Annotated in this window: 9 protein-coding genes; 6 read left to right on the top strand and 3 right to left on the bottom strand. The window is 51.7% G+C overall.

Annotated features, from left to right (window positions below):
• Nucleotides 1-2,132, bottom strand: a 2,132-nt coding sequence (locus BGO59_RS11035; RefSeq protein ID WP_293683683.1) for a heavy metal translocating P-type ATPase, incomplete at its 3' end; no start/stop codon positions are given.
• A 435-nt stretch (nucleotides 2,133-2,567) separates the two neighbouring features.
• On the opposite strand from BGO59_RS11035, the gene BGO59_RS11030 reads away from it, so the two are divergent.
• The 6 genes from BGO59_RS11030 (at nucleotide 2,568) to BGO59_RS11005 (ending at nucleotide 10,681) form a co-directional block, all read left to right on the top strand.
• The gene (locus BGO59_RS11030) at nucleotides 2,568-3,170 is read left to right on the top strand and encodes a helix-turn-helix domain-containing protein (RefSeq protein WP_293683681.1); all 603 of its coding nucleotides are present in this window, start codon (nucleotides 2,568-2,570) and stop codon (nucleotides 3,168-3,170) included.
• Between the two features lie 95 nt (nucleotides 3,171-3,265).
• Entirely contained in the window at nucleotides 3,266-5,524 is a 2,259-nt protein-coding gene (locus BGO59_RS11025; protein WP_293683680.1) for a heavy metal translocating P-type ATPase, read from the top strand.
• Nucleotides 5,525-5,802: 278 nt separating this feature from the next.
• Complete coding sequence (locus BGO59_RS11020; RefSeq protein ID WP_099073562.1) at nucleotides 5,803-6,810, top strand: IS110 family transposase; 1,008 nt, start codon at nucleotides 5,803-5,805, stop codon at nucleotides 6,808-6,810.
• Nucleotides 6,811-6,833: 23 nt separating this feature from the next.
• Nucleotides 6,834-7,064, top strand: coding sequence for a heavy-metal-associated domain-containing protein (locus BGO59_RS11015; RefSeq protein WP_293683679.1), 231 nt, complete (start codon nucleotides 6,834-6,836; stop codon nucleotides 7,062-7,064).
• 146 nt (nucleotides 7,065-7,210) lie between these two features.
• Nucleotides 7,211-7,738, top strand: coding sequence for a DUF305 domain-containing protein (locus tag BGO59_RS11010; protein WP_293683678.1), 528 nt, complete (start codon nucleotides 7,211-7,213; stop codon nucleotides 7,736-7,738).
• 126 nt (nucleotides 7,739-7,864) lie between these two features.
• Nucleotides 7,865-10,681, top strand: coding sequence for a multicopper oxidase domain-containing protein (locus tag BGO59_RS11005; protein WP_293683677.1), 2,817 nt, complete (start codon nucleotides 7,865-7,867; stop codon nucleotides 10,679-10,681).
• 144 nt (nucleotides 10,682-10,825) lie between these two features.
• Here BGO59_RS11005 and BGO59_RS11000 read toward each other — a convergent pair whose 3' ends face one another.
• Both BGO59_RS11000 and BGO59_RS10995 read right to left on the bottom strand, forming a co-directional pair.
• A complete protein-coding gene (locus BGO59_RS11000) occupies nucleotides 10,826-11,581 on the bottom strand; it encodes a hypothetical protein (RefSeq protein WP_293683676.1) in 756 nt (251 codons plus the stop codon).
• Nucleotides 11,582-11,602: 21 nt separating this feature from the next.
• Nucleotides 11,603-12,823 (bottom strand): aminotransferase class III-fold pyridoxal phosphate-dependent enzyme (locus tag BGO59_RS10995; RefSeq protein ID WP_293683675.1); only part of this gene is annotated, 1,221 nt, incomplete at its 5' end.

Raw genomic sequence — 12,823 nt, 5'->3', positions numbered from 1 at the left:
AGACTCCGCTTCAGCAGTTGCGCGTTCAGGGCTACGATGACCGTACTGGCACTCATCAACACGGCCCCAATGGCAGGACTGAGCACGAAATTGGGGTATAGCACCCCAGCCGCTAAAGGTATGGCGATAACGTTATAGCCCGTTGCCCAGAATAGGTTCTGAATCATTTTGCGGTACGTGGCCCGCCCAAATTCAACTAAGTTCGTGATGTCGGTGGGGCGGCTATTGACCAAAATAATATCGGCAGTTTCGGCGGCAACGTCGGTGCCGGAGCCAACAGCAATGCCCACGTTCGCCTGCGCCAAAGCCGGGGCATCGTTGACTCCGTCGCCGGTCATAGCTACAAACTTGCCCTGTTGCTGCAAGTCTTTCACGATGGCTACCTTCTGATCGGGAAGCACTTCGGCATATACGCCATTCAATCCCAACTCCTTGGCAACCGCATTGGCCACTTGCTGGTTATCCCCGGTAGCCATATACACGTCGATGCCCGCCTGCTGCAACCGTTGGACCGCTTCTTTCGAGTCGGCACGTATCTTATCGGCCAGTGCTACATAACCCACTAACTGACTATCAATCAGCACGAACACGACTGTTTCGGCTCCGCTGAAGGCATCCTGTGGCTGCTCGATGCCTTTTTCTTTCAGATAGCCCGGACTTACCACCACCACTCGCTTACCATCTACTATAGCCGACACACCCTTACCGGTGATGGACTGGAAGTTTGTGATGGTTGGCATAGCCAGGTTTCGCTTTTTGGCTTCGCGAACAATGCCCTGGGCGATGGGGTGCTGTGACTGCTGTTCCAAAGCCGCCACCACGCCCAGAAAACCCGCTTCGTGATCCGCCTTCAGCATACGAACCCGCGTCACGCCAAACTCGCCTTCCGTGAGCGTACCCGTTTTGTCGAACACCATCGCCGTAACTTTGCGGGCTTCCTCGAAAGCCGTGCGGTTGCGAATCAGTAGACCCTTTTGAGCCGAAATAGCCGTTGAGATGGCGACTACCAACGGAATGGCAACCCCCAGCGCGTGCGGGCAGGCCGTAACCATAACCGTAACCATCCGCTCTACAGCAAACGAAACTTCTTTGCCACTCACTAACCAGACAACCAACGTCAGCAACCCCACTGACAGCGAAATCAGCGTCAGCCACCCGGCAGCGCGGTCGGCCAGCGTTTGGGTCTGCGACTTGGTACGCTGCGCTTCTTCGACCATTTTAACGACCTTGTTGAGGTAGCTGTCTTCGCCTTTGTGCGTGACCCGGATTTTGAGCGAGCCTTCACCATTGACAGCTCCCGCAATGACCGTATCGTTCATTGCTTTCTGCACGGGTACACTTTCGCCGGTCAGCATACTTTCATTGACGGCACTATCTCCCTCGACAACGGCTCCATCGTTGGGAATGCGTTCGCCCGGCCGCACCAGCACGACGTCACCCGGATTCAGCGTAGTCACGTTTACATCCGTGATGGTGTCGCCCGTTACTTTGTGGGCATCAGAAGGCAACATTTGTACAATTAACTCCAGGGAACGCGAAGCCCCGGCCACCGACTTCATTTCTAAGTAATGACCCAGCAGCATGATGTCGATCAGCGTCGCCAGTTCCCAAAAGAAGTCCATTCCCCGCAGCCACCCGAACGAAACGGCCACGCTGTAGGCGTAGGCGGCTGTGATGGCTACGGCAACCAGCGTCATCATTCCGGGTTGCCGGGTACGAAGTTCTCCCACTATGCCCGTTAGAAACGGCCAGCCGCCATATACGTAGATGACCGTTGACAGCACCACAACGAGCGGTTCGCGGTACGGAAAATCAAGCTGATAACCAACCAATTCCTGAAACATCATTGACAGGGCGACTACCGGCACCGACACAATCAGGCATATCCAGAATCGGCGCAGAAAGTCGGCAATCATGGCTCCGTGGTCATGCCCGCCTGATCCATGCCCCATTTTGCTATGATTCATCTGGCTATGATCTATAGACCCGTGTTCCATGCCAACGCCACCCTGATGGTTATCGGGATTCATGGTTCCACTGTGCCCATCGTGGCCGATGTGTTGCAGGGCTTTCTGTTCAGCCGGGGCCTCCTCATCGCCAGTTTTCGGGAGCGTAACGGGATGCGAAGTCATATCCTGTTCTGTATGATGTGTCGATTCCTTAACCTCCATCACGTGGAATGCCCCAACTTGTGAGACGATACGCTGAATATCCGCCACAGACGGGTGTTCGTCCATCGTCAGCACCGCTTCAGGCGGATCAACCGTTACCTCCACCGCCAGCATTCCAGTCTGTTCACTAAGTGCTTTCTCTACCGCTTCCGCTTGTTCGGCAGTGGTTAATCCATGAAGCATATACCGGTGTTGATGGCGCATAGCTGGAGGGGTTTGTTGTGTCAGGCTAACCCTAAATAGTGCGCTCCGGTTCATAGATTCCCTCAATCTGAACCACTTCCAAAAATTTTGTAACAAGCGGAGGGCAATCTTGCAAGTAAAACCAGGCCATCTCGAATAGCTTTGCTGTCTTTATTGTTGTTTATGAGAAGTGAACAAACCGGTGTACAATCTATGATAACGCTTAGCCAGCCTTTACCAACCAACGAAACACCACTCGCGATCCGGGGCATGGTTTGTGCCCGGTGTATGGATGTGGTTCGGCAGGAACTGGAAGGGCTGGGCTGGGAAGTAACCCAGGTGCGACTGGGGCAGGTACAGGTACGTGGTCAGGTCTCTCCGGACGAATTGGCCCGGATTCAGGTCGCTTTGGAAAAACAAGGCTTTTCATTGGTATCGGACGCTAAATTAACGCTCGTACAACGCATTAAAACCCTCGTTGAGCAGACGCTGAACCGCGATAACCTGAGTGAGCAAAAGATCAGGTTTTCTGATTTTCTCGCCACCGAAATGAGCATGAGCTACGATACGCTGAGTGCCCTGTTTTCGACCAGCGAGGGCCAAACGCTCGAACGATACATTATTGAACGACGGTTGGATAAGGTTAAAGAACGCTTGGTTTACAGCGATCTGTCACTAAGCGAAATAGCGCATCAGACGGGCTTTAGCAGCGTCCCTCATTTGTCGAACCAGTTCAAACGGCTGACGGGTCTTTCCCCGACTTACTTCCGCGCCGTTCGGCGCGAAAAACAGACTCTCCAGCAGCACACCACGTAATCAATTTTACAAGCCAACTGGGTAATTGTGTAACGCTTTCAGGGCGTAGCCGAACGAACTTTGCCCTATAAATCAGCCATTGAAACAGCATGAATATGCCAACTACCACCCTGGAAAATCCCGTTCGACCAGTGGGAGCTACCACCCGCCAAACGTTCCCGGTGCTGGAAATGACCTGCGCGGCCTGTGCCGTGAGTGTCGAGTCGATGCTCAACAATACGCCCGGCATTGCCAAAGCCGCCGTAAATTATGCCAACCAGTCGGCTACCGTCGATTATAATCCAAAGACCATCACGCCCCAGGGTATGCAGCAGGTGCTGCAGTCGATTGGCTATGATCTGGTTGTGGATGTGGAGGACCCACAGCAGGTGCAGCAGGAGGCTCAGCAACGGCATTATGAGGCTGTTAAGCAGCGTACTATCTGGGCCTCAATTCTCTCAATCCCGGTAGTCATCATCGGTATGTTCTTTATGAATGCCCCCTACGCCAACTATATTATGATGGCTCTTTCGGCTCCGGTGGTGTTCTGGCTGGGCCGGTCGTATTTTATCAACGCCTGGAAACAGGCGCGGCACGGCAAGGCCAATATGGATACGCTCGTAGCCCTGTCAACGGGTATTGCGTTCCTCTTCAGCGCGTTCAGTACGCTCTATCCCCAGTTCTGGCACAGCCGGGGTCTGCACCCCCACGTCTATTTTGAAGCGGCTGCGGTGGTGATCGCGTTTATCTCGCTGGGCAAGTTGCTCGAAGAGCGGGCTAAGTCGAATACTTCCTCGGCGTTGAAGAAACTGATGGGCCTTCAGCCCAAAACAGTTCGAGTTATTGACGACAACTCGGAACGCGAAGTACCGATTGCGTCGGTCAGAGTGGGCCAGTTGATCCTGGTGCGGCCCGGCGAGAAAATTCCGGTGGACGGCGTGGTTGAATCAGGCCAGTCCTACGTGGACGAAAGCATGATTTCGGGGGAGCCGGTGCCGGTCGACAAGCAGGCGGGTGAAGCGGTCTTTGCCGGTACGATCAATCAGAAAGGGTCGTTCCGTTTTCGAGCGGACAAAGTGGGGGGCGATACCATTCTGGCGCAGATTATCCGCATGGTGCAGGAAGCTCAGGGCAGTAAGGCTCCGGTGCAGAAATTGGTCGACAAAATTGCCGGAATTTTTGTGCCGGTGGTCATCGGCATTGCCATGTTGACGTTCGGGGCCTGGATGCTGTTCGGTGGTGAAAATGCGTTCACGCACGCCTTGCTGACTTCGGTAACGGTGCTGGTCATTGCCTGTCCCTGTGCATTAGGTCTGGCGACACCTACCGCCATTATGGTTGGAGTGGGTAAGGGAGCTGAAAATAACATTCTTATCAAAGACGCGGAAAGTCTGGAACTTGGCTACAAAGTCAACGCGGTCATTCTGGACAAAACGGGTACCATCACCGAAGGAAAACCAACCGTGACGGATCTGGTCTGGCAGGTTAGCGATACGGAGGTAGCTCATTTATCGCCAATACTCTACGCGCTGGAAGCTCAGTCGGAACATCCCCTGGCTCAAGCCGTTGTTGACCGGCTGAAACAGGAAGGTATTAGGAGCGTTTTGCTCGATGGTTTTGAAAGCCTCACGGGGCTAGGAATAACGGGCCGATATAACGGGCAAACCTACTGGGTTGGCAATCGCCGACTAATGGCCCAACAGGGCCAGTTAGATCAATTAACAAAAGTGAGTGGTCTTGTCAGTCGCTGGCAGGACGAAGCTAAAACGGTCGTTTATTTAGCGGATCAAACGCGCATTCTGGCGATTCTGGCGATTGCTGACCCCGTGAAGCAAACCTCTCGTGAAGCCATTCACTCACTCAGAAAACGCGGTATTGCCGTGTACATGATGACCGGCGATAACAAACAAACGGCTCAGGCAGTGGCAAAGTCGGTAGGCGTTAACGACTACAAGGCCGAGGCCCTGCCCGCCGACAAAGCTGCCTTTGTGAAGGAGCTACAAGCGCAGGGTAAAGTGGTTGCGATGATTGGCGATGGTATTAATGATTCGCAGGCACTGGCGCAGGCCGACGTAAGCATTGCAATGGGTCGAGGGTCGGATATTGCGATGGACGTGGCCAAGATGACCCTCATCACCTCCGACCTAAACAGTGTACCCAAAGCCCTGCAACTGTCGAAGAAAACCGTACAGGCTATTCGGCAGAACCTGTTCTGGGCATTTATCTACAATGTCATTGGCATTCCCATTGCCGCCGGGCTGCTGTTCCCCATCAACGGTTTCCTGCTAAGCCCGATGATAGCCGGGGCAGCGATGGCCCTTAGTTCGGTGTCGGTCGTGACCAATAGCCTGCGCTTGCGTTCGGCCAAGCTCTAATTGGTCGAGGTAGTTGTACGAAGAAACCTGAAGTAAAACTCAACCGCCCGGCCTTTAGGTTTGTCAGACGATACTATTCCAAGAATGGAGTAGCTTGCTGGCAAGTAAAACGGACTGGCACGTCCTACCGCCCGGCTGGGAGACAGACCCATGGGCCGATTCAGAGGCCAGTCCGGATTGCTTGCTTAGACTCGAATAGAAATGCGGGTTGGCAGACCCATTAGAAAGGTATCGAGAAAACAGCAAGCTCATTGTTCAACCCAAAAATAAGTTATTTCATGGACGTACAATATTACATTGGCATCGATGTATCGAAGGCTACGCTCGATTGGGCAGTTTTCAATGGTAAAACAATTGTCTTACAGACTCAGTCATTGAACTCGGTTGCTGCTATCAAGGCTACAATCAAAGCACTTAAATCCTTGCCTGGCTTTACCAATACCCAATCGGTATTTTGCCTCGAACATACAGGCGTGTACAATGCCCATATTCTTGATCAGTTGATGGCTCATCAATTACCGACTTGGTTAGAAAGCAGTCTACACATTAAGCAGGCCGGTGGCTTACAACGGGGCAAGAGTGATAGCATTGACGCCCAACGGATTGCCGAGTATGCGTATCGTTTCCGGGATCGTATGCGGTTGTGGCAACCACCCCGCCAGTTACTCCAAGAACTAGTCATACTTAGCGCTTTACGACAGCGACTCTTGTTGGTTCGGCAACAGTTGCAAGTGCCTGTTAATGAACAAGCTGCCTTTGTGTCAACTAAACTTCAAAAGCAATTGACTCGCCATTGCCAAGCATCTTTAAAGTCAATCAATGCAGATCTAGAGCAAGTCAGTCGGCAAATGGATGAGCTGATCCACCAAGATCAACAGCTATGTGAACTCTTCAAGCTCATGACGTCTGTCCCCGGAGTTGGTCCAGCTGTTGCGACAGAAGTCATCCTGGCTACCGACGAATTTAAGAACTTTTCGGAGCCTAAAAAGCTGGCTTGTCATGCGGGTGTGGCGCCCTTTGAGCACAGCTCGGGTAGTAGCATTCGTGGGCGCAGCCGAGTCAATCAACATGCTCGTAAACGGCTGAAGTTTCTGTTCCATTTAGCCGCTATGTCTGCTATACGGGTCAAGGGAGAGTTACAAACTTACTATCAGCGGAAAGTGGCCGAAGGCAAGAACAAGATGTCAATACTAAACGCGGTTCGTAATAAGCTTATCCACCGAATCTGTGCCGTCGTAAAGCGAAAGCAGAAATATGACATTTTTTATCCCCTGTCATTTGTTTAAGCCATAGAAATCGGCCCGGTGGTATGGAAACATTGAATTTTAAGACAAACATCAACTGTAGCGGGTGCGTAGCGGCTGTCACGCCCTTCCTGAACAGCATCCCAAGCGTTGCCCATATTGATGGATGGAACGTAGATACGGAAAGTCCCGACAAAATTCTGACTGTTCAGACGACGGACAACCGGATTGGTGAAGAAATTCAGAAGGCTGTAGAGCAAGCCGGTTATTGGGCCGAACTAATTCCACGCCCGTAGCGACGCGGGGCGGACCGTGGTCCGCCGTTGCGGTGCCATCGACCTGATTTCCAAAAGTTTTGCAACAAGACAACCAAATCTTATAAGCGTCTCCAACATCTAAAGGGGCCGCTTATAAGTTATAGTACTACTCAACGAACTAAACTATGGAAGCGAGCAAGCAACACACGGGCCACGCCCCATCTTCTCAACCCGGTCATGCTATGTCCGATCACGGGGCTGCTAACGGGCAACACTACAGAAAGTTGGCTATCATGGGGGTACTATCTTTTATATCCATGTATATTCTGATGTATTCGATGGTTGATCGGTTTGCCAACGTGATCCCAAATGTTAATCAGTTGTACATGGCGGGCCTGATGACCATGCCCATGCTGATTATCGAAGTCCTGCTGATGTCATCTATGTACACCGATAAACAACGGAATGCTTTCGTTATCGCCATAAGTGCTATTGCACTTGTCGGTTTCTTCCTGCTTATCCGTCAGCAGGGTTTTGTTGGGGACAAAGAGTTCGCCAAGTCCATGATTCCGCACCATGCTGCGGCTATTCTAATGGCTAAAGAAGCGAAGCTGACAGACCCTGAGCTGCAAAAACTTCAGCAGGATATTATTACCGCTCAGGAGAAAGAAATAAAGCAAATGAAGGATAAGCTGGCCGAGTTAGATAAATAGTGCGTAACGACTTAGTGGACTTAAGTCCAAAAGTTTCACAATACTACTGGTCAATATTACAAGCGACCCTTCCATCCGGCAGGGCTGCTTTTTGGTTTTATTAATATAGATGCACTTGGTACGACAATGATGAAAAACACTTTTTTTGCGACGTTAAGTCTGCTGATGTTGCTACAAATAGCCAGTTTTGGGCAGCACCAGCAGCATACAATGGCCGCTGGCGATCAGGCAGCCAAGCCACCGGCTAATCCCGATGAATCAAACTTTCCGGTCGTTAAAACATCCCTGCCCGTCTCACGGCCACAAGCCCTTGCGAAAGTGAAGCCAACGAGTAAGCGAGTCGAGTATGACCTCACCATTGACGAGCAGACGGTCAATATTACGGGCAAGCCGAAGCGGGCCATGACCATTAACGGGGGCATTCCTGGCCCGACGATGCGGTTTACCGAAGGCGATGTAGCCGTTATTCGGGTACACAACAAATTAAAAACCGAAACCTCGCTGCACTGGCATGGCATACTGCTCCCCAATAAACAGGATGGCGTTTCGTATCTGAACACCCCCCCCATTCATGCGGGTGATACCTACACGTTCGAGTACCCACTGGTGCAGTCCGGCACGTATTGGTTTCACTCCCATACCCGCTACCAGGAACAAGTCGGGGTGTACGGCTCCATCGCGATTCAGCCTCAGCAGCCCACCCACAAGGTAGATCATGATTTAGTGCTGTTGCTATCTGATTGGACGAATGAGAATCCAGCGTATATTCTAAAAAACCTGAAACGGCGCAACGAATGGTACTCCATCAAAAAAAATAATGTCCAATCGCTCAACCGCATTATTCAGCACAAGGCGGTAGGGGCGTACCTGCGGCAGTCGATGATGAAGATGGCACCGATGGACATTTCGGATGTATATTACGACCGGTTCTTAGTTAATGGAAAAGACACTGTACGTTACCCGGAAATCAAAGCGGGCCAAACTGTTCGGCTGCGGGTTATCAACGCCAGTGCGTCCACCTATTTTCACGTCAATTACGCCGGCGGTCCCATGAAACTGATTTCCGCCGATGGGCTGGACGTGCAGCCGGTAGACGTTGACCGGCGGCTGATTGCCATTGCAGAGACCTACGACTTTATTGTCACGGTACCAAAAGGGGGAGCTTTTGAAGTACGGGCCACTGCTCAGGATGGGTCTGGCTACGCAACGGCCTTGCTCGGAAATGGCCCAGCGAAGTACGCTCCGACGATTCCCCGCCCCGACCTGTACAAGTTAACAGCCAACATGAGCCAAATGGGAGGCATGGGCATGGGGACGATGAACATGGGTAAAACCGATACGACCGCCCAGGCGAATGTGGACATGAACGGCCCCATGATGCACGATATGCCCGGCATGGATTCCAAACCCGGCAAAGCCGAGTCCGCTATGGGTCAAATGGACCACAGCAAAATGGATATGGGACAAGGGAAACCACAGCAGTCAACACCTGCCAAACCGAAAAAGCCCGATTCGATGGCCGGCATGGATCATAGTGGCATGGCCGGGATGGACCACAGCCAGATGGATATGGGTGCGAAGAAGTCAGCTTCGACAAAAAAGGCTACCAAGCCACCGAAAGCGACTGGCTCAATGGAGGGCATGAACCACAGCGGTATGAAGATGGATATGGCCGGGATGAACATGAGTAAAGACGGCAAAATGGACATGACGGGGATGGACCACGGGCAGGTGAATCAATCATCCATGCCCGGAATGGATCATAGTAAAATGTCTATGAAAATGGATTCGGTGCCCGCTAAGAAAACAGACGGCAAAAAGCCGGATGACATGGCTGGGATGGATCATAGCCAGATGAATATGGATAGCAAAGCCGGTACTATGGCCGGGATGAAGGGAAAGGATCATGGAGGAATGGCCGGTATGAGCATGATGGACGAGCAGAACACCATCGACTACAGCATTCTTAAAGCTCCCGAACCGATTGTGTTTCCCACTAACCGCCCGATTCGGGAAATCCCGCTGACACTGACGGGGAATATGTTCCGCTACATCTGGGGCTTCAACGGGCAACCACTGTCACGGGCCGATATGATCCAGATTCGGCGGGGTGAAATCGTGCGTATCCGCATGATAAATAACACTATGATGATGCACCCTATTCACCTACACGGGCACTACTTCCGGGTGCTGAATGGGCAGGGGCAATATTCCCCGTTGAAGCATACAGTGAACGTATCGCCGATGGAAAGCGTCACGATTGAGTTTATGGCTGACGACGATAAAGACTGGTTTTTTCACTGCCATCTGCTGTATCACATGCTCAGTGGCATGGCCCGCGTGGTCAGCTACGGCGACAAACCAGATTCGTCCATTGCCCAGATTCAGAAGCTGCACCTGCGCGATATGCGCGATAATCAGCCGTTTGTTTGGGGTTTCCTGCAACCCGGTTATCCGATCAACTACTTTAATTTGAACGTTTCTAACAATAAAAATGCCATCGTCGCCGGGGGCGATCACGACTGGCGCACGAATCGGTTCGAGTTCGACTTAGACTATGAACGCTACCTCGGCGATTGGTTTCGGGTGTTTGCCGGGATTGATGGAGGTAACGAGGAATTCCTGCGCCGGATACGGCCCAAAGATGGGGTAGCCACCGACCGTCGCATCGTTCGAGCCGTGGCGGGTATTCGGTATATGCTGCCGTTTTTGATTCAGTCGGAGGTGAAACTGGATACGCGTGGCAACGTCCGGTTTCAACTCAACGGGCAGCAGATGTTGTTTCCCCGTTTAGATTTCCAGTACCAGGCGCAGTGGTTAGTGGGGAGTTACCTGCGGGCACACGTTGAGTTACAGTATACCGTCACCAAAAACCTGTTTCTGCACACCGATTACGACACCCGGTATAAAGCCTTTAGTGGTGGGCTGGGGTACAACTTCTGATCGGACAATCTCGCTGGTGCCAAGGTGTACTATCATTTTCCTATTTCTTATTTATGCAATGGTCGCCCTCCTTCATTTTCGTAGGAGGGCTCTTTGTTGACAAACGCTAATACGGGTCGCTGTAAAAAGAACAACCAATGGTAGCTATTCCGCAAATAACCCAAGGATAATTCCGACAAAACCAAATAATGCGACAACAAGCCCCAGAAAGAAAATTGAGCCGGGTCCGGCCAGCATGATGGCCACACCGGCAACCAATAGAATAACACCCCCGATCAGTTTAATCCAGTTAGCCATGGCTTTAGTTGTTGCACTGGGGGTAAACTGCCTGCTCTTCTTCTGGCTGGTTTTTTGGATCATCACACTTTCTACCGCATTCGTTCTGCCGACGGTACAGTTTCCTTGAGGCTTTACCGTTTCGTGAGTTGAGACCAGCCATGTTTTCACCCGACCCATACGCTTACTCAACAGTTTAGTAGGGACCAGTTTGTTGTTATCACGGGCAACGAATTCAGGCTGTGGGATAGTTGTATTCGCGTTTATAACCGGCCCCATCGGTGAGGCAATAATTTGATTTAGTGGAGGTGCGGAAACTGGCTGAGTGTCGAGTGTCGTAGGCAGGTTAGCGGGTGCCCGTTGAAAATAAGTTACAGGCCGACTACAGGAAGAAAGAACAGCGATCATAATGAATAGTACACACCGGTATGGATACTGACTAAACCAAATGGTCGTTCTGTACCAATGATTTGAGACAAAATAATGCATTCGCTCCGGTATAATGGACGCTTTATACGATTGTTTGGAGAACGGCAGGAGGGCAGTATACTTAAGGGTAGCCTGGGTGGTGCTGCCGAATTGGGCTAGCAACAGGACAGCGAATACACCAAGAAAATTTTTCATAAATACAGATTGATTGTTGAATTATTGGCAATTCGTTTTGAGCGAGATATTCTGAGGTTGCCCGGTTTGCAAATCTTCAACAACTTGCCGGTATTTCCCAGGTCGGTCCGGGTCTGAGATAAACCACCCAGGATTACCCTGTTGGTCCCGGCCCAGTCTGGCTCCCGGTATGGGTGGCTGATTCGCCTGATTATACACCTGTAGCAGATCAGAAATCAATGGCCCCTTTGGCTGTAGAAATTGAGCTTTCACTAATACCTGGACACAATCGAGGAATGCAGAAACGATCTGTTGGATATCATCCTCTGTATGAGCCTCAGTCATAAAGCAGGGAAAACCCTCCCAGATATGAATTCCTTTTTCCCGCATCAGTATGAACAGGAGTTCGCCGTAGGGTACATCTTCGGTAAACTTCAGTTTCCAGAGTGATCCAAACTGAGCGATCAGCATGGGTAGTTGTTGTTTGATAAAGGCTATATTCAGCATGTCAGCCAATAGTTTTGCTTTAGCGGTCAAACGCTCCTGAAGCGCGGGGCCTTGTTCACGCAGGTATTGAAGTGATGCATGGGAGGCTGCCAGGGCTAAGGGGTGACGGACAAACGTACCGGCAAAAAACGTAATGTCGGCTTGCGGATACGAGTCGTCACCGTATTGCCAGTACCCGCCATCTAAGGCATCCATAAACGCGGCCTTTCCCGCTACGACCCCAATGGGCAGGCCACCCCCGATTACTTTTCCATACGTCGCCAAATCAGCTTTAACGCCAAACAGAGCCTGCGCTCCGCCCGGATGCATCCGAAAGCCCGTTATCACCTCGTCGAAGATCAGAGCTGTCCCCGAAGACTCAGTAATGACCCGAACCCGTTTTAGAAAATCAACGGGCTGAAACTCGGGCCGTCGGCTCTGTACGGGTTCAACCAGCACGGCGGCCAGTTCCGAGGCTCTTTCCTGAATAATTTGCAGACTCTCATCGGTGCCATAGTCCAGAATCAGCACGTTCTGGACGGCTTCGGAAGGAATGCCCAATGCTGCCGGATACGATTGGTGACTGGTGCTGCCCCGGCTAATGACTTCATCAAAAATGCCGTGATACGATCCCGCAAAAGTGACCACCAGTGACCGCCCCGTTACAGTGCGAGCCATGCGTAGAGCACCCAGCACAGCCTCTGAACCCGTATTGCACAAAGCCGCCCGGTCGAAGCCGGTAAACTCGCAAACCATTCGGGTTACCTGGCCAGCCAG

The sequence above is a fragment of the Spirosoma sp. 48-14 genome (assembly GCF_001898575.1).
In the GTDB taxonomy this organism is placed as follows: domain Bacteria; phylum Bacteroidota; class Bacteroidia; order Cytophagales; family Spirosomataceae; genus Spirosoma.
Note: the sequence above shows the minus strand (reverse complement) of the source record. Positions and strands in the feature narration are given on the sequence as shown.

Coding starts and splice junctions, on each gene's coding strand:
- BGO59_RS11030 (WP_293683681.1), top strand. CDS start 2,568: ATGATAACGCTTAGCCAGCCTTTACCAACCAACGAAACACCACTCGCG.
- BGO59_RS11025 (WP_293683680.1), top strand. CDS start 3,266: ATGCCAACTACCACCCTGGAAAATCCCGTTCGACCAGTGGGAGCTACC.
- BGO59_RS11020 (WP_099073562.1), top strand. CDS start 5,803: ATGGACGTACAATATTACATTGGCATCGATGTATCGAAGGCTACGCTC.
- BGO59_RS11015 (WP_293683679.1), top strand. CDS start 6,834: ATGGAAACATTGAATTTTAAGACAAACATCAACTGTAGCGGGTGCGTA.
- BGO59_RS11010 (WP_293683678.1), top strand. CDS start 7,211: ATGGAAGCGAGCAAGCAACACACGGGCCACGCCCCATCTTCTCAACCC.
- BGO59_RS11005 (WP_293683677.1), top strand. CDS start 7,865: ATGATGAAAAACACTTTTTTTGCGACGTTAAGTCTGCTGATGTTGCTA.
- BGO59_RS11000 (WP_293683676.1), bottom strand. CDS start 11,581: ATGAAAAATTTTCTTGGTGTATTCGCTGTCCTGTTGCTAGCCCAATTC.